The 22,653-nt window shown below is 66.4% G+C and carries 20 protein-coding genes; 15 read left to right on the forward strand and 5 right to left on the reverse strand.

Going from position 1 to position 22,653, the window contains the following annotated elements; genetic code table 11:
- Nucleotides 1-62: 62 nt before the first annotated feature.
- Nucleotides 63-569, forward strand: a complete 507-nt coding sequence (locus ABID41_RS11230) for an RNA polymerase sigma factor (protein ID WP_354297649.1) — start codon at nt 63-65, stop codon at nt 567-569.
- Nucleotides 566-1,261 (forward strand): hypothetical protein, encoded by a 696-nt coding sequence (locus ABID41_RS11235; protein ID WP_354297650.1) that lies wholly within the window; start codon nt 566-568, stop codon nt 1,259-1,261. The genes ABID41_RS11230 and ABID41_RS11235 overlap by 4 nt, the downstream gene beginning before the upstream one ends.
- On the opposite strand, the gene ABID41_RS11240 is transcribed toward ABID41_RS11235, so the two are convergent.
- Entirely contained in the window at nt 1,258-2,376 is a 1,119-nt protein-coding gene (locus tag ABID41_RS11240; RefSeq protein ID WP_354297651.1) for a baeRF11 domain-containing protein, read from the reverse strand. The genes ABID41_RS11235 and ABID41_RS11240 overlap by 4 nt on opposite strands.
- A gap of 171 nt (nt 2,377-2,547) precedes the next feature.
- Between ABID41_RS11240 and ABID41_RS11245 the strand changes: the two genes are divergently transcribed.
- The 3 genes from ABID41_RS11245 (at nt 2,548) to ABID41_RS11255 (ending at nt 6,699) form a co-directional block, all read left to right on the forward strand.
- The gene (locus tag ABID41_RS11245; protein ID WP_354297652.1) at nt 2,548-4,416 is read left to right on the forward strand and encodes a hypothetical protein; all 1,869 of its coding nucleotides are present in this window, start codon (nt 2,548-2,550) and stop codon (nt 4,414-4,416) included.
- Nucleotides 4,413-5,450, forward strand: coding sequence for a hypothetical protein (locus ABID41_RS11250; RefSeq protein WP_354297653.1), 1,038 nt, complete (start codon nt 4,413-4,415; stop codon nt 5,448-5,450). Before ABID41_RS11245 ends, ABID41_RS11250 begins: the two co-directional genes overlap by 4 nt.
- Before the next feature lie 64 nt (nt 5,451-5,514).
- A complete protein-coding gene (locus ABID41_RS11255) occupies nt 5,515-6,699 on the forward strand; it encodes a hypothetical protein (RefSeq protein WP_354297654.1) in 1,185 nt (394 codons plus the stop codon).
- 31 nt (nt 6,700-6,730) lie between these two features.
- Here ABID41_RS11255 and ABID41_RS11260 read toward each other — a convergent pair whose 3' ends face one another.
- Together ABID41_RS11260 and ABID41_RS11265 are read right to left on the reverse strand one after the other, a co-directional pair.
- The gene (locus ABID41_RS11260; protein WP_354297655.1) at nt 6,731-7,123 is read right to left on the reverse strand and encodes a VOC family protein; all 393 of its coding nucleotides are present in this window, start codon (nt 7,121-7,123) and stop codon (nt 6,731-6,733) included.
- Between the two features lie 210 nt (nt 7,124-7,333).
- Entirely contained in the window at nt 7,334-8,104 is a 771-nt protein-coding gene (locus ABID41_RS11265; protein WP_354297656.1) for a DUF6270 domain-containing protein, read from the reverse strand.
- Nucleotides 8,105-8,317: 213 nt separating this feature from the next.
- On the opposite strand from ABID41_RS11265, the gene ABID41_RS11270 reads away from it, so the two are divergent.
- The 3 genes from ABID41_RS11270 (at nt 8,318) to ABID41_RS11280 (ending at nt 13,454) form a co-directional block, all read left to right on the forward strand.
- Nucleotides 8,318-10,045, forward strand: coding sequence for a type I secretion system permease/ATPase (locus ABID41_RS11270; RefSeq protein ID WP_354297657.1), 1,728 nt, complete (start codon nt 8,318-8,320; stop codon nt 10,043-10,045).
- A complete protein-coding gene (locus ABID41_RS11275) occupies nt 10,042-11,412 on the forward strand; it encodes an HlyD family type I secretion periplasmic adaptor subunit (protein ID WP_354297658.1) in 1,371 nt (456 codons plus the stop codon). Before ABID41_RS11270 ends, ABID41_RS11275 begins: the two co-directional genes overlap by 4 nt.
- Before the next feature lie 218 nt (nt 11,413-11,630).
- Nucleotides 11,631-13,454: a calcium-binding protein gene (locus tag ABID41_RS11280; protein ID WP_354297659.1), complete on the forward strand. Its 1,824-nt coding sequence runs from the start codon at nt 11,631-11,633 to the stop codon at nt 13,452-13,454.
- Nucleotides 13,455-13,716: 262 nt separating this feature from the next.
- On the opposite strand, the gene ABID41_RS11285 is transcribed toward ABID41_RS11280, so the two are convergent.
- A complete protein-coding gene (locus tag ABID41_RS11285; RefSeq protein ID WP_354297660.1) occupies nt 13,717-14,442 on the reverse strand; it encodes a sulfotransferase domain-containing protein in 726 nt (241 codons plus the stop codon).
- A gap of 145 nt (nt 14,443-14,587) precedes the next feature.
- Here ABID41_RS11285 and ABID41_RS11290 point away from each other — a divergent pair, with 145 nt between their 5' ends.
- Genes ABID41_RS11290 through ABID41_RS11325 form a run of 7 tightly spaced genes read left to right on the forward strand, consistent with a single transcriptional unit; the run spans nt 14,588 to nt 20,263 of the window.
- A complete protein-coding gene (locus tag ABID41_RS11290) occupies nt 14,588-15,355 on the forward strand; it encodes a cephalosporin hydroxylase family protein (RefSeq protein WP_354297661.1) in 768 nt (255 codons plus the stop codon).
- A gap of 2 nt (nt 15,356-15,357) precedes the next feature.
- Entirely contained in the window at nt 15,358-16,131 is a 774-nt protein-coding gene (gene rfbF / locus ABID41_RS11295) for a glucose-1-phosphate cytidylyltransferase (protein WP_331931377.1), read from the forward strand.
- A complete protein-coding gene (gene rfbG, locus ABID41_RS11300; RefSeq protein ID WP_331931375.1) occupies nt 16,128-17,189 on the forward strand; it encodes a CDP-glucose 4,6-dehydratase in 1,062 nt (353 codons plus the stop codon). Before rfbF ends, rfbG begins: the two co-directional genes overlap by 4 nt.
- Nucleotides 17,186-18,427, forward strand: coding sequence for a class I SAM-dependent methyltransferase (locus ABID41_RS11305; protein WP_354297662.1), 1,242 nt, complete (start codon nt 17,186-17,188; stop codon nt 18,425-18,427). Before rfbG ends, ABID41_RS11305 begins: the two co-directional genes overlap by 4 nt.
- Complete coding sequence (gene rfbC, locus ABID41_RS11310; RefSeq protein WP_331931371.1) at nt 18,427-18,963, forward strand: dTDP-4-dehydrorhamnose 3,5-epimerase; 537 nt, start codon at nt 18,427-18,429, stop codon at nt 18,961-18,963. The genes ABID41_RS11305 and rfbC overlap by 1 nt, the downstream gene beginning before the upstream one ends.
- Nucleotides 18,963-19,454: an acyltransferase gene (locus ABID41_RS19350; RefSeq protein WP_435529999.1), complete on the forward strand. Its 492-nt coding sequence runs from the start codon at nt 18,963-18,965 to the stop codon at nt 19,452-19,454. The genes rfbC and ABID41_RS19350 overlap by 1 nt, the downstream gene beginning before the upstream one ends.
- On the forward strand, nt 19,451-20,263 hold the full coding sequence (locus ABID41_RS11325) for an NAD-dependent epimerase/dehydratase family protein (RefSeq protein ID WP_331931369.1): 813 nt from the start codon (nt 19,451-19,453) through the stop codon (nt 20,261-20,263). The genes ABID41_RS19350 and ABID41_RS11325 overlap by 4 nt, the downstream gene beginning before the upstream one ends.
- A 9-nt stretch (nt 20,264-20,272) precedes the next feature.
- Here ABID41_RS11325 and ABID41_RS11330 read toward each other — a convergent pair whose 3' ends face one another.
- Complete coding sequence (locus ABID41_RS11330) at nt 20,273-22,588, reverse strand: O-linked N-acetylglucosamine transferase, SPINDLY family protein (RefSeq protein ID WP_354297663.1); 2,316 nt, start codon at nt 22,586-22,588, stop codon at nt 20,273-20,275.
- Nucleotides 22,589-22,653: the final 65 nt, after the last annotated feature.

Below are 22,653 nucleotides of genomic sequence, written 5' to 3' on the forward strand. Positions count from 1 at the left end.
CAAGATCGTCGAATGGATTAAACGTGCGGTCCCGCCCGTTTCATTCACAGGACAGTACGAAATTGGACGGATTCCAACGCGACCTGGTGGCTCTGCTGCCTCGCCTGCGTCGGTTGGCCCGGGCGCTCACCCGGAACCTGACCGATGCGGACGACCTGGTGCAGGTCACCGTGACTCGGGCTCTTGCCAGGTCCGATCGGTTTCAGCGTGGGAGTCGACTGGATAGCTGGATGTTCACCATCATGCGCAACGCCTGGATCGACGAGGTGCGTTCGACGGCGAGCCGGGCCTCGCTGATCATCGTCGGGGAGGACGTCGAACGGACGGGCGATGATCTCGCCGCCGTGCGCGCGATGGAGGCTCGAGCCGACTTCGGCGTGCTGCACGGCGCGATGCAGCGCCTTCCCGCTGAGCAGCGCCTGGCGGTGGCCCTCGTGCTGGTCGATGGCCTGTCCTATCAGGCGGCGGCCGAAGTGATGGGCGTGCCGATGGGAACCCTGACCAGCCGCCTGGTGCGCGGCCGCGCGGCTCTTGCTGCGCATCTCGAAGGAGAGGAGGGGGCTCGATGACGATCTCCGAGGCGACGATCGCGGCCTATGTGGACGGCGAACTCGGCGAGGCCGAAGCTCGCGTGGTTGAAGCGGCGGCGGCGGAAGACGCGGCTGTCGCGGCTCGCCTGCAGGAGGCCGCCGCACTCCGGATCCGCCTGGCGGACGCCTACGGCCCGATCCTCGACGAGCCGCCGCCCGAGGCTCTGTTGCAACTCGTCAAGGCGGCAGGCGACGCCGCCGGGCGGCCGCGCGGATTTAGCCGCCCGTGGACTTGGGGGGCGATCGCTGCGTCCTGGCTGGTCGCCGGTCTGATCGGGGCGGCGGGTATGCAGATGCTGAAGACAGGCCCTTATGTGTCGGGCGAGGCCGGCCTCCAGGCTGGCCGGCGCCTGTCGAGCGATCTTACGAGCCTGCCGGTCGGAGAGCTGTCGCCGGGCGGCACGCGGATCGTCTTCTCGTTCCGAAGGGCGGACGCCGTTTGCCGCGCCTTCACGCGGGAGGGAGACAGCGGCGTCGCCTGTCGTGAACCCGGCGGCTGGCGTATCGCAATCCTGGCGCCGGGCGCGCCGCCGCAAGCTTCGAGCGACTACCGCCAGGCGGCCTCGGCCCTGCCCGACCCGGTGCTGGCCTTCGTCGACGCCGAGATGGTCGGCGAGCGGCTCAGTCCTGAGGAAGAAGGCGCCGCCCGCGCTCGCGGCTGGCGGCCCTAGACAGGGTAACGCAGGATCGCAGCCAACTCGCCGCCTGCCGGCAGATCGGGTTCGCGCACGCCCAGCACCCGGGCGCCGCTCGCCAGGGCCCGCGCGGCGATCTCGTCGGCGACGCCATAGCCGGCCGGAGCGTCCTTGTCCGAGAATGTGACCGCGCCGGTCTCGTCCACCGCGCCGGGGACCACGGTGTCTATGTTGACCAGCAGCACCTCTATCGCGCCGCCCGTCGCCGCCCGGGCCGCGTCCGAGAGGTCCGAGGTCGCCCGACCCTCACTGGCGCGAGCCTCGTAAAGCGCCCGCAGGCGCGAAAGCTCCTGCTGGTAGGCGCCGTCCAGGATGGGCCTGGCGGCCTCCGCCAACTGGGCCTCGGTCATGTGGTCGGGGCTCGCCTCGATCGTCTGGTCGACGAGGCCGGGATAGCTGTTCACCGAGCGGAAGATCGAAGGCACCCGGCCGACGCCGGCCAGGATCAGGGGCGTGTCGCGTCCTGTCAGGACCGGACGCAGGGCGGCGTCGACCTGGCGCGCGTATTGGCGGAACCGGACGTTCTGGCCCTCCAGCCCATGCACCCGCCCCGAGGGCGAGCGGTCGTTCAGCGAGCCTTTTCCCACCGCGTCGGCCGCATGCTTGGGAAAGCCCGGAACCTTGATCGTCGTGGGCGGCAGGTCGGCATAGACCCCCACAAGCCGCACTGCGTTTTCCGAAATCGCCAGCACGAAGGCCGAGTGCGGGAAGGTGATCGACCTCAGCAGCGGCTTCAGGTGAAAGCGGTCGGAGACGATCGCCATCGAGGAGAGATTGTTGGGCAGGCGGAAGGTCCGGACCGAATCCGGCGTCGCCAGGATCGCCAGGCTGCTGGCCTGCAGCCGCCAGAACTCGTCGTCGTCCAGCAGGTCGTCCAGATGCTCGGTCAGCAGGGCCAGTCGCCGTTTGTCGAACCCTGAGCCCTGAAGCTGCTCGCGGGCCTGACGTATGAGGTTGCCCAGTTCGATGCGGGTGGCGTCCGGACTTTGGGCCAGGGGCGTGGTCCGGAGATAAATGGAGACGCACGCGTCGGCGCGAGCCTCGTTCAGCGCCTTGAATTCAGCAGCTGTGGGGATATCGACGTAAAGCATCCACGCGCCCTCTTTCCTGGAAGACGGAAGCGGTACGGCCAGCTATCGCTCCACCATAGGCGGTGGGGCCTGGGCGATCAACGCGATGCGTGCGTTCGCCTGGCTCGCGGTTGATCGTCTCATCCATCTGATGCAAACCCGCCTCTCAAGGTCGCACGGGAAGATCACCACATGGCCGGCGAGGCCTCACCTGACGACATGCGGCTGCTGGCGATCGCCGTCGACGGCGACTTTTACCGGCAGGCCCACCACGACCTGACCTATGCGGAGCTGAACCCGCCGCTTCACTATGGGGTTTCCGGCTGGCGGGAAGGGCGCGATCCCGCGCCGTGGTTTTCGACGAGCGCCTATCTCGAGCTCAATCCCGACGTGGCGCAGGCCGGGGCCAATCCGTTCGTGCACTATCTTCGCAGCGGATTCCGCGAGGGCCGGCCCATCGCCGCCTCCACACACGCCGATGCCTATTTCGCGATGCTGACGGGCCGTGGCGATGCGCCGGTCACGCCCGCCGACCGGGCCGCCGCCACAGAGTTCTTCGACGAGGCCTACTACCTCGCCATGAACCCCGACCTGGCCGGCATGGGCGTCGAGCCGCTGGACCATTTCCTGCGCCTGGGCTGGCGGGAAGGGCGCGATCCGAGCTTCGCCTTCAGCGTCGCCGACTATCTGGAGCTCAATCCGGACGTGGCCGCCAGCGGCGCCCATCCGTTCATACATTACGCGACCACCGGCCGGCACGAGGGGCGGCCGACGAAGATCGAGCTGAGCTTCCGCCAGGCGGCATTGGCCAAGCTGCAGAGCTTCGAGGGCCGGATCGCCGACGCCACCCGCTGGGCGCAGCCGGTGGAGCTGTCTCCGGCTTCGGTGTTGGCGCAAGCCCTGGCGGGCCTCGGCGAGCGCGGGCTGCACCTGACCTTCAGCCAGGACGACTACAGCCGCTCGGTCGGGGGATCGCAGCTATGCGTGCAGCGGGAGTCGGCGCAGTTCATGGCCCGCGGGATCGGCCACCTGCATGTGCATCCGGCCAACGGCTGGCCGACCGTGCGGCGCGGCGCGACCAACACGCCGATGGGCGTCCTGCTCGACGGAAGGCGGCTGGGCGCGTTCGAACCGGCGGCGATCGCCGCCGCCTTGCGGCAGGCGAGGGGCGGTGGGCCACGTAGCTTCGCCATCCATCAGATGCTCGGTCACTCCAGCCGCGACGTGGTGGACATCGTCCGGGCGGCGGGGTTGAACGCCGGCTATTTCTGGCTGCACGACATGGGCGCGCTCTGCGCCGGCGTCCACCTCATGCGCAACGACGTCGAAAGCTGCGGGGCGCCGCCGCAGGGCAGCCCGGCCTGCAGCCTCTGCATTTACGGCCCGGCGCGGGCGGCCCACGTGCGTGAGCACGAGCTGCTGTTCGAGCGGCTGGACCTCACCGTCGCCTCGCCTTCGCAGGTGGCGCTGGACGCCTGGCTGGCCGGAAGCGACCTGGGCGCGCGCAGCACGGTGGTTCTGCCCCATGCCACCCTGGTCCCGTCCAAGCAGACCTGCGACGCCGAGCCGGGGCCGTTCAGGCTGGCCTTTCCGGGCGGACCGACGATCCACAAGGGCTGGCCGATCTTCAGTCGGCTGGCCAACCGCTTCGCCGACGATCCCCGCTACGAGTTCATCCACCTGGCCAGCAAGCCGGCGGCGGGCTCGATGGCGTGGCACTATCCGGTTTCCGTCACGGCCGACGATCCGCTGGCGATGCGCCAGGCGATGCTCGACCTGGGGATCGACGCGGCCCTCATCTGGTCCCTGTGCCTGGAGACGTTCGCCTTCGCTGCCTATGAGGCCGCCTCGGCCGGGACGGCGGTGCTGACCGGTCCCGACAGCGGCAATGTCGCCGCCTTCGCCGCCGCCAGCGGTCATGGCCTGGTGCTCGTCGACGAGCGCGAGCTGGAGGCGCAATTCGAAAGCGGCGAGATCCTCAAATTGGCCCGCGCCGCCCGCAAGCCTGCCCTGTTCGATCTCGAGTTCAGCAAACTGACCGCGGAGCTGGTCGGCGCGTGAAGGTCCTCTGCTTTTCCAGCTTCACCTTCGCCTATCTCGACAGGGCGCGCGTGCTGTTCGCCAGCCTTCGGCGGTTCCATCCCGACTGGGAGCTGGTCGCCCTGATCACCGACCGGCCGCCCGCCGGCTTTAGCTTGCGCATCGAGGACGAGCCCTTCGACCGGGTCGTGCATCCGGACGCCCTGATCCCCGACTTCAAGTCCTGGGTCTTCAAGCACGACGTGGTGGAGGCCTGCACGGCGGTCAAAGGCCCGTTCCTGCTGGACGCCTGCAATTCCGGCGCGGACGTCGTCATCTATCTCGACCCGGACACGGCGCTGTTCGGCGAGCTGACTCCTCTGGTCGAGCGGCTGGGACAGGACGAGATCCTGCTGACCCCGCACCTGCTCGACCCCAATACCGAACGCCAGGCGATCCTCGACAACGACCTGTCAGCCTCGCGCACCGGAATATTCAATCTCGGCTTCGTGGCCGTGCGGACGGGCGGAGAGGGGGCGCGGTTCGCTCGCTGGTGGAACGACCGCCTGCTGGAGTTCTGCTACGACGACATCGCCGCGGGCCTCTTCGTCGACCAGAAATGGTGCGACCACGTTCCGGCGCTGTTCGAGCGGGTCGGGATCGTGCGCGACCCGGGATACAACGTCGCGAGCTGGAACCTCAGCCAGCGCCGGGTGAGTATCGGCCGGGACGGTGCGATCCGCGTCAACGGCGCGCCGCTGCGCTTCTGGCATTTCACCAAGCTTGGGCCGACCGGGGACGCCATGACCCGCCGCTACGCGGGCGACGACCACGTGGTCTTCGAGATCTGGCGGTGGTACCGCGAGCAGGTGGAAAAGGCCGGGGACGCCCTGATCGGCTCGCGTTACTGGGCCTATGGGGCCTATGACAACGGAGCGCCGATCGCACGGTCCCATCGCCTGATCTGGCGCGATCGGGACGACCTGCGCGCGCTGTTCCGCGACCCCTTCGTGACCGAGGGCGGAGGCTATCTGGGCTGGCTCGTGGAGCAGGGCCTGGCGGGCGCGCCGGCTTGACAGTCACGGCGGTCAGCCTGACACCCAGCAGGATAGGCCGGGGCGACAGAGGACACGGGCGAACTTGCCAGAAACCCTAATCGACAAGGTCGAGGCGCTCGTGCGCCAGTGCGAAACCTTGAAGGCCGCCAGCCAGCAGACCGCCGTCGAGGGCGGGCTGTCGCGCGCTCGCCTAGGAACCGCCCTGGCGCAGGCGCTCACCTCGCGCGTCGGGCTCGAGGCGCAGGCCCGCGACCTTGCCCTGGCCGGCTATTGCGCCAGCGCCCAAGCGCGCGCCGCCGCAAGGCCGCGTCCGGCCGCAGACCGGCGCCTGGACGCCCGGCTCGATCGCCTCCGCTCCCTTGGGCGCGCCCTGATCGTCGAGCGCTCCGGGCTCTGGGAAGGCGAGGAGGCGGGGCGGCTGTCGCGGCTGCGGACCATCGCCGCCTATGCCCGCCGTGGCGGCGATCCGGACGCCCAACCCAAGGCGCTGTTCGACCAGGCCTGGTATCTTGCTCAACGGCCCGACATCGCCGGCGGCCGGGCCAGTCCGCTCGTGCACTATCTGCTACGTGGCGCGGGCGAGGGCGTCGACCCCCATCCCCTGTTCCGGACGAGCTTCTACGCCGAGCAGAACGTTGGGGCGTTTGGCGCCGGCCAGACTCCGCTGGAGCACTTCGTGCGCCAGGGAGCCGCCGAGGGACGCAGCCCCCATCCGCTGTTCGATATCGGTCACTACGCGCGTCAGGCGCCCGACCTGATCGCCTCCGGCGAAAACCCGCTCGGCCACTATCTCCGCGCTGGCGCAGCGGCCGGGGCGAGCCCGCACCTGCTGTTCGACGCCGAGTTCTACGCCGCCCAGCTTGCGGCCGCCGGCGTGTCCGCCAAGCCGTCGCTGGTCCACTACCTGACGCAGGGCTCGGCCATGGGCTTGAGGCCGCATCCGCTCTTCGACCCCGCCTGGTACCGGGCGCAGAACCCGGACCTCGCGGGGAGCGGGCTCGAGCCGCTGACTCACTACGTCCTGGCCGGCGGCGCCGAAGGCCGCAGCCCCAGCCCCTGGTTTGACGCGCCGCGATACATCGCCCTCCGCGGCGCCGACCTGGCGTCTGACCGCAACCCGCTGATCGACTATCTCGAAGGCGGCGCTTGGGCCGTCGCCGAGCCCTGGCTCGGCGTGGCGGTTACAGACTACCTCTCAGCGGCCGCGGATTTTGCGGGCAGCGGGGTGACGCCGCTGGAGCATTGGGCGCGGCGGCAGGGCGGGTAGGCATGGCGCGGATCGCCGCCGGCCGATCGACCTAGGCGGGGCGGAACACCGCGCAGAGCTTGTTGCCGTCCGGGTCCCGCACATAGGCAAGGTGCATAGGCCCCATGCTACCGTTGCGTTCGCCCGGCGGGTCTTCGATGGAGACGCCGCCGTGGGCGATGGCGGTGTCATGAAACGTCTGCACCTGGTCGGCGGATCCGCACTTGAAGCCGATCGTGCCGCCGTTCGCGCCGGTCGCCGCCTCGCCGTTGATCGGTTCGCTGATGCAGAAGGTGGCGCCATCATGGCGATAGAAGAGGCGGTTGTGGCCGCTGTCGGCTCGATGCGAAATCGGCGGCCCCGCGCCGAGCACTCCGAGCACCGCGTCGTAGAAGAGCCTTGATCTCTCGATGTCGTTCGAGCCGACCATGATGTGATTGAACATGTGCTGCTCCTGTTTCCCCCTGATGTTGTAGACCGTTGCCTATCAAGTTCCTCGATAGTGCGGAAGCGGCCCGAGATTTGGACCTCGCGTGACCTCCACATCAGTTGCGACGCCGCAGTGCCCTGCATTAAGTCGCGGATGCGCTCGGTAAGAGCCTGTCATGCTTGCCGGCGGCGTCCGTGATGGCGCTCTTGTGATTTCACCGCGCGTCTAGACCCCCAGCGCGTGAAGCTGCGACAGCACCTCGCGATAATAGTCCGGGACGTAGTGGAAGGGGCTGAGGCCCCAGCGATGGCGCTTGTCGGCGATGCGTAGCGCCGGGGCGGCATTCACAGTCCGCGCGGCCGGGAATGCCTGTCGGAAGGCGCCCTCATAGCGTCGCAGCAGGGCGTTGTGCGCGGCGACCGAGCCACGTCGGTCGCCGAACAGCTCCACCTCCGCCGGGAAGTCGTGGAGGGCGTCGGTTTCGTCCACGAACTGGGTCGCCCATTGCGCCTCGTGGAGGATGAGCCGGGCGCCGGCCAGCGGTGTCGCGGCGATCAGGGCGGCGAACTCGGCGAGCGCCCGGCGCCACAGCAACTCGCACCCTGGGCTGTTCCTCGCCACGGTGTGGGCCTCGCCGAACGCCGGATCGGACATTTGGCCGCTGGCTTCGAGCTCCCAGCTATGGGTGACCAGCGTGCCGCCGACCGCGAGCAGATCCACGCGCTCGTCGATGAAGTCGAAGACCACATGGGTCGGCCGGTGGGCGAGCAGCCGTGAGAGGGCCGTCTTGCGCAGATCCTCGACCATCGCGCGGTGGGAGAAGGGGCCCAGCGCCTCAGGGCGCTCGCGGCTCAAATCCAGGCCGGGCAAGGGAGAGGCCATCAAGCTCGGCAGGCTGGTCCTCGAAATGTAGAGCAGGTCTTCCGGAGGCGTTTCGCCCACGATCGGCCACAGGTCGCGCGTAATGCAGCTCCCGACCACAGCGATCCTAAACAAATACAAACCCTCGCGTTCCGGCGCTCGTCGGGCAAGAATCCAAACAAGCGTGGCGTGAATCTATGCGGTTGGATGCGCCATTGACATCCCTTCGAGGCCTGATCATGTGTCGCGAGTTTTTGGCGCAAGCCGCCTTCGACTTCGAGCACTCTCCCTCGGCCACGGCCGTCTAGATCATTGACGGCGAACACCCACGGAAATGGCGCGCGGCGCATGAAGATTTTCAATCCGCTTGCGGATCTCCCCGACAACCCTCTCACCCGAGCAATCAAAGAGGGCTACACGCCGCTGGCCTATGCTGGGCTGTTCAGTCTGGTTTCGAACCTGCTGTACATGGCTTTGCCTATCTTCACCTTCCAGATCTACGGACGGGTGATGAGCAGCTACAGCGTGCCGACCCTGCTGGTCCTCACCTTCATGGTGCTGCTGGCCTTCGTGATCTCGGGCCTTGTGGACGACTTCCGGGCCAAGGTGCTGATCAACTACGGTTTGGTCATGGACCAGCGGGTCTCGGGACGTGTCTTCTCGGCGCTGTTCGACACCGTCATCCGCAGCAATCCGTCGGCGCGCTCCCAGGCGCTGCGCGACCTCGACGCCTTCCGCCAGATGCTGACCGGCCAGACCTTCGGGGTGGTGTTCGACCTGCCCTGGATGCCCGTCTTCATGATCGTGCTGTTCATCATCGACCCGATCATCGGACTGGTGACCTTGCTCGGCGCGGGCTTGCTCTTTCTCGTCGCCCTCATTCAGGACCGCGCGACGCGGCCGGCCCTGAAGGAAGCCAATGATGCGGCGCTGCGCAGCTACGGTTTCACCGACGCGGCGCTCCGCAACGGCGAGGTGGTCCGCGCCATGGGCATGGTCGAGCCGCTCGGCGCGCGCTGGGCGGGCTTCCGGGCCATCACCATGGAGCGCAGCGCCGCCGCCAGCGAACGGGCGAGCGTACTCAGCAACGTCAGCAAGTTCACCCGCCAGGCGATCCAGGTCCTGATCATCGCCATCGGCGCCTACCTGGTCGTGAAGGGCAAGATCCACTCCGGCCTGCTGTTTGCGAACATGATCCTTGCGGCCCGGGCGCTCCAGCCGATCGAGCGGCTGGTAGGGTCTTGGGACGGCCTGACCAACGGTTATCGCGCCTTCGAGCGCCTGAACGCGCTTTTCGCCGACTACAAGCCTTCCAAGCCGGCCACTAGCCTTCCCAAACCGCTGGGCCAGCTCTCGGTGGAGGGGGTGAACTTCGCCCCGGTCGGCGCGACGCGTTTTGTGCTCCAGGGCCTGAGCTTCAAGATCGAGCCGGGGGAGATGCTGGGCGTGATCGGCCCGTCCGGCGCGGGCAAGTCGTCGCTCGCCCGCCTGATGGTGGGTATCTGGCAGCCCAACACCGGCCATGTCCGGCTGGACGGCGCGGATGTCTATTCCTGGGACCGTACGGAGTTCGGCAAGCATGTCGGCTACCTGCCCCAGGACACCGAGCTGTTCACCGGCACCATCAGGGACAACATCGCCCGCTTCCGGCCCGACGTGGACGACGAGCAGGTTGTGCGGGCCGCGCAGGTGGCCGGAGTTCACCAACTGATCCTGCGGCTGCCGAACGGCTACGACACCGACCTTGGCGAAACCGGCCATGTGCTCTCGGCCGGCCAGCGCCAGCGCGTCGGTCTGGCGCGCGCCTTGCTGGGCCAGCCGCGGCTGATCGTGCTGGACGAGCCTAATGCGGCGCTGGACGCCGAGGGCGAGGAGGCGCTGGTCAAGGCCCTGGACGCCCTCAAGGCCGGCGGCTCGACCATCGTCATCGTCTCGCACAAGCCGAGTGTGTTCCGTTCGGCCGACAAGATGCTGATGCTGCGGGACGGCCGTATCGAGATGTTCGGCCCCCGTGACCAGGTAATGGCGAGGGTGGTGCAGCCCGCCGCACCGCGTGTGATTGAGGCCGGCCGATGAAAATGGACTTCAACGCGCCCAAGCCCTACGTGCCGCCGTCATTCGGCGACAAGGACCTCGCGCCGCTGGACCCGGTGCTGGAGCAGCGCCTGAAGCGGCCGATCCGCCAAGGCGCGATCGTCGTCGGCGTGTTCGTCGTGGGTCTGACGCTTTTCTCTGCGATCGCGAAGATCGACAGCGCAGTGGTGGCGCCCGGTACGGTTCGCGTCGAGGACAACCGCAAGACGATTCGCCACCGCGAAGGCGGTACGGTGAAGGAGATTCTGGTCAAGGAAGGCCAGCACGTCCGCCAGAATCAGGTGCTGCTGACTTTCGACGAGATCCAGCCCAAGGCCAGCACCGACGTTCTGCAGAACCAGTACGACTCGCTGCTCGCCCAATCGACCCGCTTCCAGGCGGAGGTGAGCGGCCAGACGGCCATGGCCTTCCCGCAGGACCTGACCTCCCGCACCACCGATCCCCGCGTCGCCGGGATCATCCGCGACCAGGAGTTGCTGTTCACCTCGCGACTGCAGTTCTTCGAAACCCAGAGCGCGGTGCTCAGCCAGAAGCTGCAGCAACTGGAGACGCAGATCGGCGGCGTCCAGGTGCAGGTCGACTCGGTCAACGAACAGACCAAGTTGATCAAGGAGGAGCTGGCCGGCTTCCAGACCCTCTACGAGAAGGGATACGCGCCCAAGACGCGGATCCTGGCCTATCAGCGGACTCTGGCCGATCTAGGGGGGCGCAAGGGCTCGCTGGTCGCCGAGATGACGCGGCTGCGCGAGCAGATGGGTGAGACCCGCCTGCAGATCACCAACCTGAAGGAGCAGCGGATCAGCCAGGCGGCCGAGGGCCTGCGCCAGATGCAGACTGGGCTGGCCGAGGTCACGCCGAAGCTCACCGCCGCGACTCAGACCCTACGCGCGGCGACGGTGCGCTCTCCCGCCGATGGCTATGTGCTTGACCTGACGCAGTTCACGGTCGGCGGCGTCGTCGGCCCTGGCGAGCGACTCATGAGCGTGGTTCCGGCGGACGCGCCGCTCCTCGTGACCGCTCGAATCAAGCCCCAGGACATCGATGTCGTGAAGGAAGGCATGGGGGCGCGCGTGCGCCTATCGGCCTTCAACGCCCGCCGTACGCCGCCCGTCGACGCCACGGTTGTCACGGTGTCGGCCGACCAGCTGGTCGACGAAAAGACTGGCGAAGGCTACTTCCGCGCCGACCTCCGCATCCCACCCCAAGAGCTGACCAAGTTGCCGAAAGGCGACAAGCTTAGCCCTGGCATGCCGGCCGAAGCGATGATCGTGACGGGGAACCGATCGATCCTCTCCTACATTGTCAGTCCGCTTACGGACACCATTCGCGACGCCCTGCGGGAGGACTGACGCGTTAATAAAAGGTGTGCGCAAAACCCGGCGTACGGGGGGTTTTCACCCGTTTTTGGTGTTGCGCATCAACCTCGCTTCCGATACGTCTTCCTCGGGCTCGTTTAACCTTCGCCGCAGCCATACTGTGTCGAAGGACAGGACCGCTGGGACCGCTCCATTGGGAAAATGGTGGCCAGCCGTTTCGGGGGTCCATGTGACACAGACTGGAGAGAAGCATGGCTATTTACTTCTTCGAGACGATCACCGCGGAGCAGGCGCTGGCCTTCCCGGCGGTCGCCGGTGATCAACTCACCTTCACGACCGCAGGGGCCACGGCCACTGCGGTGACCACCACCATCAACCCCGCGACGGCGACCTCGCCGCAAACCGTCTCGATGACCTTCGCTGGTCGCACGGTGGTGTTCAGCTCGGCCATCCTGGGCAACCAGGATATCGTCCTTCCGGACGGCTCGAAGCTCTTCGTTGGCACGGCGGGCGACGATGCGGGCATCGTCGGCAGCGACGTCGCTGACGTGCTGCTCGGCAACGGCGGTGCGGACACCCTCGACGGCGGCAAGGGCAACGACTCGCTGCACGGCAACCAGGGCGCCGATTCGCTGACCGGCGGCGACGGCAACGACACCCTGCTCGGCGGCCAGCAAGCCGACACCATCAGCGATGTTGGCGGCGCCAACTACATCCATGGCAACATGGACAACGACAGCATCACCGCCGGTTCGAGCGCTGACCTCATCTATGGTGGTCAGGGTAACGACACCATTATTGCCGGCATCGGCAACGACACGGTCTACGCCGATAAGGACAACGACAGCATCACCGCCGGCTCGGGCAACGACGTGCTGTTCGGCGGCGCCGGCACCGACTCCATCACCGGCGACGATGGCAACGACAACATCGATGGCGGTGAAGGAAACGACAGCGTCACCGGCGGTGCTGGCAACGACACCCTGATCGGCGGCGAAGACACTGGCGCCGATACGCTGATCGGCGGCGCTGGCAACAACTGGATCCACGGCAACCAAGGCAATGACTCCCTGACCGGCGATACCGGCAACGACACCATCTACGGTGGTCAAGGCGACGACACCATCACCGCCAGCGACGGCGTCAACTGGGTCCATGCCAACATGGACAATGACAGCGTCACCACCGGCGCTGGTGCGGACACGGTCTATGGCGGCCAAGGTGATGACACCATTGCTGCCGGCGACGGCGCGAACTGGGTGTCCGGCGATCTCGGCAACGACGACATCACCACCACTGGCACGAGCGCCAATACGGTCTACGGCGGTGAAGGCAACGACACCGTGACTGCTGGCGACGGCGACAACTACATCGACGGCGGCGCTGGTTCCGACACCCTGACGACCGGCGCGGGCGATGACACCATCTACGGCGGTGCGCAGTCCGACACGATCGACGCCGGCGACGGTGATAACTTCGTTGATGGTGGCGACGGCAACGACAACATCACTGTCGGCGCTGACGACAACCAAGTCGTGGGCGGCGCTGGTGACGACACCATCGTGGCTGGGGCCGGCAACAACGAGATCAGCGGTGACGCCGGTAACGACAACATCACGGCGAGCAGCGCGGCCACGAACTCGGCTACGATTTCGGGTGGTGACGGCAACGACACCGTGACCGGTGGCGACGGCGCTGACGTGCTGACCGGCGGCCAAGGCAACGACGTCCTGACCGGCGGTCTGGGTCAAGACACCCTGACCGGTGGCCTGGGCGACGACACCTTCTTCTTCGCCCCTGGCGACAGCAGCGCGGTGGCTGGCGATCTGGATCAGATCCACTTCTGGGAAGCTGGGGACACGATCGAGGTGGGTGTTGGCGCTGGCGCCATCTACACCGAACTGACGGCGGCGGACTACGATACCGCGGCTGCTCAGGCGACCACTCTGCTCGGCGCCGGCACCGACGTCGTCGCGGCCCAGGTCGGCGGTGACGTGGTGGTGTTCTACGGCGCTGATGCGGTGGTCCTGGTTGGGGCCAACCTGAGCGCTGTCGACGGCAGCAACTTCGCCTAAGCCCTAGAAGGCTCTAGGTGAGAAAGGGCCGCCCATCGGGCGGCCCTTTTTTCATGTCTGGACGGAACGCTGCGAAAATCTTCTGACTAGGCCCGCGGCGTCTATCGCGTAGATCCGAGGCCGGCTGTTGCATACCAATGACTTGCCTCGCGAGGACGAGCTTGATCACCGCCAAAGCGGTTCGGCCGAGGCGTCAATCAAGCGCCCTATTTTTGGGCGCTGCTGACCCCGCACCTTGGCCGCTTAGGGGGATTGCCGGGCCCTACGGCGCGGCCGCCAGCTCTCGAAGTCGCGCTTGGTCATCAGCGTAGAGATTCTTCAAGAACGCTCGATCCGACGCCGGGATCTCTCGCTCGCCATGCACCCCAACATGGACCTCGCGGTGTTCAACAGCGCCCCGCGCTCGCGCGCCGACGAATGCGGCGACTCGGGCCAGACTTTCCGTAGGCGTGCTTCGCAGATCATCCGCATTGATGATCAGTACCTGATCTCGCCCGAATAAGCCGAGCGCCCTCTCCATCTGCTCGGCATAAAACCCTCGCTCCACGTACGAGAACTCGCGGTGAACGCCCCAGGGCTCTGCCTCGAACAGGCGCTGTCGGCCCTCACGGATGCACCATGAGAACGGGTGGGGTTCCACGCCCCGCGACGTCTCCATGCGCCAATGCGACCAGGCGCGCTCGACGGGATCGCGCAGCATGATGATGAGCTTGATCTGCGGGTTGTAGGCGGCGATCCGCTCCAGGGCGTTTGGCCAATAGATGTAGATCGGCGTGGCTTCGCCGCGGATGGCTGGTCGCGACCAGTCGAACTGCGCGTGGTAGGCGGCATAGTCCGGGTTCCGCCAATCGATGGTCTCATCGTCGAAGAAGTGCACCTCCTTCGTTTTCGGCAGCGCGTAGGCCGGATCGTCGGACAGGTAATCGAAGAGGGCTGTCGTTCCGGCCTTCTGAACGCCGGCGATGATGAAATCGATCTTGTCGGTCATCTGTATCGCTTGCCTCCAAATGTTCGGCGCCGCAACGGCTCGGAACCCTTGGATACGGCTTCATCCGCCCCGCGACACGCGATAATAGAAGCGCAACAATGTCGGCTGGGCGGGGCGCCCGGTTGTCCACCAGGGGTAATGCAGCTTGATCACCACCATCGACGAAGAGCGCGGCGAGGTCATCGTTCGGAACGGTGATCACGAGGTCCGTCACAGTCTGGCCAGCGCCGAGGGCTTCGCCGCCGCTTCCAAGGCCTGGCTGCGGGCGACCTGGGATTCCAAGTACGTTTATTCGTTCGCGTGGATGGGCCGGCCGATCATTCAGTTGCCTGAGGACATGGTTCGGCTTCAGGAGGTCATCTACGCGCTTCAGCCCGACGTCCTCGTCGAGACCGGCGTCGCCCACGGCGGCTCGCTGATCTTCTATGCGTCCTTGTTCGAGGCGATGGGCAAGGGCCGCGTGATCGGCGTCGATATCGAGATCCGCCCGCACAATCGCACGGCCATCGAAGCCCATCCTATGAAGAAGCGGATCGACCTGATCGAAGGCTCGTCCACCGACGCGGCCGTCCTCGACCAGGTCAGGGCGCTCATTCGGCCGGGTGAAAAGGTTCTGGTCGTGCTGGACTCCAATCACACCCGCGACCACGTTCTGGCCGAACTGAAAGCCTATGGCGAATTGGTGCCGGTCGGCTCCTATGTCGTGGCGACCGACGGCATCATGGCGCAGGTCAGGGGTGGCCCGCGGACCGCGGACGACTGGGATTGGAACAATCCGCAGCGCGCCGTGCATGACTTCGTGGCCGAGGATAAGCGCTTCATCGTCGAAGAACCCGCTTTCCCGTTCAACGAGGGTGTCGTCGCCGAGCGGGTGACCTACTGGCCTGACGCCTTCGTCAAGCGGATCGCCTGAGCATGAAGGTCGTCCTGCTGGCCGGGGGGCTCGGCACACGCATCTCGGAGGAGAGCCACCTCCGGCCCAAGCCCATGATCGAGATCGGCGGTCGGCCGATCCTATGGCACATCATGAAGCTGTACTCCCACTACGGCTTCAACGACTTCATCGTCTGCCTCGGCTACAAGGGCTATGTGGTGAAGGAGTATTTCGCCAACTACGTTCTTCATAACGCTGACCTGACTGTGGACTTGGCCAAGGGCGGGATCGAGTACCACGCGACCAATCATGAGCCTTGGCGGGTGACACTGGTCGACACAGGCGCCGACACCATGACCGGCGGCCGGCTGAAGCGCGTGGCGCCTTACCTGGAGCCCGGAGAGCCTTTCTTCCTGACCTATGGCGACGGGGTGGCCGATATCGACATCGGCGCATTGCTGGCCTTCCACAAGGCGCATGGCAAACAGGCGACGGTAAGCGCGGTGTCACCGCCCGGCCGCTTCGGCGCCCTCGAAATCGTCGAAGGGGCCGTGCAGCGGTTTATCGAAAAGCCACCCGGGGACAACGGCCTGATCAACGGCGGCTTCTTCGTCCTGCAGCCGGAAGTCATCGACCGCATCGAGAATGACTCCACGGTCTGGGAACTCGAGCCGCTTGAAGGCCTGGCTCGTGAGGGTGAATTGATGGCCCGGCCGCACGAGGGATTCTGGGCGGCCATGGACACCCTGCGCGACAAGAACACACTCGAAGCGCTGTGGGCATCCGGCAAGGCGCCCTGGCGGCTGTGGAAATGACCAGGCCAAGCGCGGCCTTCTGGTCGGGTAAGCGCGTCCTCCTGACTGGCCATACGGGCTTCAAGGGCTCATGGGCGGCAATCTGGCTGGTAGCGCTCGGCGCGGAGGTGACTGGCCTTGCCCTGCCGCCGGACCAGCAGCCGGCGCTCTTCGAAGACGCTCGGATCGACGATCTGGTCGATTCGCATTTCGTGGACCTGCGCGACCAAGAGGCGGTCGAGCGGTTGGTGCGTTCAAGGCCGTTCGATCTCGTGCTGCACATGGCGGCCCAGCCGATCGTCAGAACCTCGATCGAGGATCCCGTCGGAACGTTCGCGGCCAACATCATGGGCACGGCGCATCTGCTGCAGGCGCTGCGCAGCCAGCCCGATCTTGCCGCGGCGCTCGTCATCACTTCGGACAAGGTCTACGCGAACAACGAGGAAGGCCGGGCCTTCCGCGAGGCCGACGCGCTGGGAGGGAAGGATCCCTATTCCGCCTCAAAGGCCGCCGCGGAGATTGTCACCCAGAGCTTCGCGCGCAGCTTCTTCAACAAGGCGGGCGTGCCGGTGGGGACGGCGCGGGGCGGCAATGTGATCGGCGGCGGCGATTTCTCCCGCGATCGCTTGGTCGCCGACATCGTGCGCGCGGCCAGGACCCAGAGCCAGACGGTGTTGCGCCATCCCGAGGCGACCCGGCCCTGGCAACACGTGCTGGACTGCGTGGCTGGCTACCTGGTCTATCTCGAGCGCTTGGCAAGCGATCCTGCCGCTCCGCGCGCGCTGAATTTCGGCCCGCGCCCTGGCGGCGCCGAAGTCACCGTCGGAGAACTTGCAACGCGAGCGACCCAGGCGTTGGGAGCACAGCCATGGCGGCATGAGCCCGACCCGAATTCGATCGAGGCACGCGCGCTGGGCATCGACGCCAGCCTTGCCCGCCAGGTCCTCGGCTTCGAAAGTCGGCTCGACGCGCCCACGGCGGTCGACTGGACCATGGACTGGTACCGCGGCCAGGCGGAGGGGGGCGACGCGCTGTCCCTCGTCCGCGATCAGATTTCCCGCTACGAAGGCCTTCGATGACTGTTCCCGCCTGCCGCTTTTGTCGCGCGCCGCTGACCCAGACTTTCCTGGATCTCGGGTTGCAGCCTCTGGCCAATTCATACCTCACCAAGGCCCAGCTCGACGCCGGCAAGGAGGGCTTCTACCCGCTGCATACGCGGGTGTGCGGCAAGTGCTTCCTCGTCCAGGCCGACGATCCGGTAGCGGCGGACGAGATCTTTGACGGCGGCTACGCCTACTTCTCGGCCTATTCGGCAAGTTGGGTCGCGCACGCCAAGCGTTATGCCGACGCCATGGCCGCTCGCTTCGGTCTGGGCGCGGACTCCCTCGTCGTCGAGATCGCCTCGAACGATGGCTACCTGCTGCAGCACTTCAAGGCCATGGGCGTGCCGGTCCTGGGGATCGAGCCGACCGCCAACACAGCCGAGGTCGCGATACGCGAGCGGGGCGTGCCGACCGAGGTCGCCTTCTTCAACGACGCCACCGGGCGCGAGATGAAGTCACGCGGTCTCGCCGCCGACCTGATGGCGGCCAACAATGTCCTGGCTCACGTGCCCGACATCGGTGACTTCGTCGCCGGCTTCCAGCATGTGCTGAAGCCGGAAGGCGTCCTGACCTTCGAATTCCCGCACCTGCTCAATCTGATCGAGAAGGTGCAGTTCGACACGATCTATCACGAGCACTACTCGTACCTGTCTTTGCTGGCGGTGGAGAAGGTCCTGCGAGCCAACGGCCTTCGCCCCTTCGACGTGGAATTGCTGCCGACACATGGCGGGTCGCTGCGCCTGTTCTGCGCCCATCAGGCAGCGAGCCATGTGGAAACCGTCGCCCTCGGCGAACTTCGCGCCCGCGAGCATGCGGCCGGTCTCGATACGCCCGCCGGCTACGAAGGATTCGCGGCGCGGGTGGAGGAGGTGAGGCGAGGCTTCCTCGACTTCCTGGCGACCGCGCGCAGCGAGAAGAAGGTGGTCGCCGCTTATGGCGCCGCAGCCAAGGGCAACACCTTCCTCAACTACGCCGGAGTCACGCCGGCCGACATCGTGGCGGTGTTCGACGCCAACCCGCACAAGCAGGACCGTTACCTGCCGGGCACCCACATTCCGATCCATGCGCCGGAACGCATCGCCGACTTCAAGCCCGACTACGTCGTCATCCTTCCCTGGAACCTGAAGGACGAGATCATGACGCAACTGGCGCACATCAAGTCCTGGGGCGGGCAGTTCGTCACGGCCGCTCCCGACACGAAGATCATCGGCTGATGCGGTTCACGCCGACCGCGGTCGAGGGCGTGGTGGTCGTCGACCTGGATCCAGTCGGCGACGAGCGCGGCTTCTTTGCGCGGCTCCACTGTCCGGACGAGTTCGCAGCCGCCGGCCATCCTTTTGTCCCGCAGCAGACGAGCCTGTCGCGCAATGTGCGCGCCGGCACCCTGAGAGGCATGCACTACGAGGCTGAGCCGCACACGGAGGCCAAGCTGGTCCGGGTGACACGTGGGCGCATTTTCGACGTCGCGGTCGACTTGCGGCCAGGGAGCCAGACCTTCCGCCAATGGACAGGCGTCGAGCTTTCCGCCGAAACCGGCCGGGCCCTGCTGATCGGGGAGGGCATGGCGCACGGCTTCGTCACACTCGAGGACGAGACCGACGTGATCTACCAGATCAACCGCATCTTCGAGCCTGGGCACGGGCGCGGCGTCCGCTGGAATGACCCCGCCTTCGGGATCCATTGGCCGGTGGAGCCGACCGTGATCTCGGAGCGGGATGCGGGATACGCGGATTTCCAGGAGCAAGGCTGATGCTGGAGATCGATCCGACCGCCAAAATCTCCAACATGGCCGATATCGAGCCCTCGGCCCGCGGCACGCTGATGCGGATCGGCGCCCGGACGATGATCGACGCCTTCGTGAAAGTGAAGCCGGCGGGCGGCATGGGCGAGCTGATCATCGGCGAGGACTGCGCCATCAACTCCGGGACCGTGATCTACACCGGCAACGGCGTCAGGATTGGCGACGCTGTCCTGATCGCAGCCAACTGTACCTTGGCGCCGACCAATCACGCCTTCGCTGACGTCACGAAGCGCATCCGCGATCAAGGCTTCCTGCCCTCGAAGGGAGGGATCGTGATCGAAGACGATGTGTGGCTCGGCGCCAATGTGGTCGTCCTGGACGGCGCTGTGATCGGCAAAGGGTGTGTCGTGGCGGCCGGAGCGGTCGTGCGCGGCAGGCTGGAGCCGTATTCGGTCTATGCAGGCGTCCCCGCCAAACGCACCGGCGCGCGCGGCGGATGACCGGCTATACCGTCATCGGTGCTCGCGGGTTCATCGGTTCGCGGCTCGTCAAGGCGCTGCGGGCCAGGGGCGACGAGGTCTTCGAGCCCGGCCGCGATGATCCTGACCTGCTTTCCCGCGAACTGGGGGCGGTGTTTTACTGTGCGGGCCTGACCGGGGATTTCGCCACCCGGCCGTTCGACACGGTCGAAGCCCACGTCGGCCTGCTGACCAGGCTCCTGCGATCAGGGCGGTTCGAGCGGCTCGTCTACCTTTCCTCCACCCGCGTCTATGACAGCCTGGGAGCGGAGGGCGGGCGCGAGAGCGACGAACTGCGGTTCGATGTCGCCGCGCCCCGCAATGTCTACGATCTTTCCAAGGCGCTGGGCGAGAACCTGACGCTTGCGCGCTCCGAGGGACGCGGTTCCGTGGCCCGGCTCGCCAATGTGTTTGACTGGGCCGACGAGGCCGGCGGCTTCCTGTCCGATCTTCTGAAGCGCGCCCGCGGCGAGCGGGAGATCGTCCTCGCGTCTTCGCCGGAGGCCGGCCGGGACTACATCCATGTGAACGACGTCATCGCCGCCCTGGTCGCCATGGACGATCAGCGGGCGGGCGGCATCGTGAATGTCGCCAGCGGCGTGACAGTCTCCAACGGCCAGATCGCCGAGGCGATGGCGAAGGCTGGCTGGCGCCTGAGCCTAACCGGACAAGGGATCGCGCACGGCCCTGTGTGCGACACGTCGCGATTGCGCGCTCTGGGCGTCGCGCCGCGCGACCCGCTCGTGGTGATCGAGGAAGCCTTGCGCACGCCCGGCTTCCTCCGGGCCTAGCCGCCCCCGTCAGGCCGCCACCGGGATTTTCCCCTCGGCGCGCGCCCGCGTCACGGCGCCTTCGATCATTGCGTAGAAGTCCCTTGCGAACTGCTGCGTCTGACCAAGTGCGCTGGCCTTGAGCATGGGACGAAGCTCCGTCCGGAGCCGGATGCGGCGGGCCTTGTCCGCGGCCAGTTCCCTGGCGCGTCGTTGATAGTCCTCGATCGAGGTTGCGCAGAGATCGCCGAGTCCGGCGTTCATGAGGATCGAGTAGCTCAGCCGCTCGAACATCGCTTCGCCTACGAGCGTGATGACCGGCACGCCCATCCACAGAGCCTCGCAGGTCGTCGTGCCCCCCGTCTGGGGGAAGGTGTCCAGGGAGATGTCGATGTCGTTGTAGAACGGCATGTGCGCGCCGCGGATGTCTTCAAAACGCAGCCGGTCCTCGCTGACGCCCTCCGAGGCGAAGATCGCGGCGATGTTCTTCCTGAAGGCGGCGGTCCCCCCTTCGGGGCGCACGAACATGAACCGGGAATTCTCCACAGAGGCGGTGACCTTCGCCCAGGTTCGAACCATGTCGCGGCTGTACTTGTACGGATTGTTCGCCGTGCCGAAGGTGAGAAAGCCGTTTCGATCCTCCGGAACGCCTTCGGTGATCGGCCGCTCGGGAAACGCCTTTTCTCCCATAGCAATCCAGCTATGTGGCATCAGCAACGCCTCTTCGACCAACAGGCTCCGGTCCGGCGGGGCGACATGGGGGTCGAGGATCAGATAGTCGATCTCCTGCAATCCCGCGGAGTGGGGATAGCCGAGCCAGCTTGCCGACAGCGGCGCAGGTTTGAAGCCCATCACGCCGAGCTTGTTCATGTGTGTCGAGCCGCCGAGCTCGATCAGCATGTCGAGCTGGTCGTTGGCGATCATCTGGGCGGCGTCGTGATCGTTGATGTCTTTCTCCCAGCGGAAGCCATCCACCGACTGGGTGATGATCTGCTGGGTCGGATCGGCGTTGTCGCCCTGGTAGTAGGAATAGCAGAAGACCTCGAACCGGCTGCGATCCAGGTGTTCAAAGAGAGGCATGGCGAAGTACGCCACGGGGTGATTGCGCAGGTCGGACGACATGAAGCCGACGCGGATCTTCCCGTTTGGCGTGCGCGGCTGCGGGCGGACGATGGGATTGCGCGTGACGGTCTTGGTGACCTCGCGCCCCCAGATGCGGTGCATCTCCACCAGTTCATGCCGATCCTCGGGGGTGCGGACCCGCGCGAGGTGCGCCAGCAACGCCGTGTGCCGGCCTGCCTCGGCCCACTTGCGGCCAACTTCGCTGAACGAGCCCAACGCATCGGCGCTGTCGTAGTCGGCTACGCGGATCAGGATTTCCAGCGCGACCTTCAAGGCCGACGGGTTCAGGTCGCTGTTGGAAGACAGCGCGTCCTTCAGCAGATCGTAGGCGCGCTGAAGGTGTTCGGATTCGTCGCCATAGCGTGAGCGCGCCAGGCTTTCGGCGAACGCGAGCCGATATTCGAAGTTGTCAGGCGCCAGGTCGATGGCCCGCTGCATGTGCGCGTTGCCACGTTGGCGGTCGTAATCGCTGATCACGCCGCCGAGCTGGTGGTGGAGCCAAGGTTCGTTGTCGAACTTGCTCCGTAGTTCCGTGAGATAGGCCTCCGCCTCCCGCAGGCGCCCGGACCGGCGCAGTGCGGTCACCCGTCCCTCGTGCAGCCGCGCCGCGTCGGGAAAGATTGCGATCGCCTGGTCAAGGATCGGGATGGTGGCCGGGTAGCCCTTTTGCTCGGCGGTCACGGCGGCGAGGTCCAGCCAGCCGTCGATGTAGTCCGGCTTCAACTTCACGGACAGGTTGAACCGCATGAGCGCCTTGTCGAGGTCGCCCGAGAACCAGTAACCGCGGCCGAGGCTTCGTTGCAGCTCCGCCGAGTTCGGCTGAAGGCGCACGAGCTTGGTGAAGACCTCGACTGACGCGCGGCCATCCTTCAGGTCGTTGTAGACATTGCCGCGGTTGCTGATGGCCGAGGTGTTCTTCGGATTGATCTTTTCGGCCTGGCGAAGAGCCTTGATCGCGCTTTCGTATTTCTTCAGGCGGCGCTGCGCCACGCCCAGAATGTTCCAGAGCTCGTAGTCCTTGGGGTGGAACTCAAGGCCTTTCGTGGTCCAGCGCTCCGCTGCCTCATAGGATTGCCGACGAGCGAGCATGGCCGTGAAGTTGCGATACACGCCAGCCGGCGCCTTGGGATCCTTCTCGAGTTCAGCTTCGACGAGACGGAGGCCTTCCTCCTGCTTTCCGGCTTTCAGCGCCGCTTCTGCGGGAGCGAATCTATCGATCGACATGCACTTATCCTGGCGCGCCGGACCCGATCTCTCAGCGCATCGCAAATTGCGCCGCAATCTAGAGG

The organism is Phenylobacterium koreense (genome assembly GCF_040545335.1).
In the GTDB taxonomy this organism is placed as follows: domain Bacteria; phylum Pseudomonadota; class Alphaproteobacteria; order Caulobacterales; family Caulobacteraceae; genus Phenylobacterium; species Phenylobacterium koreense.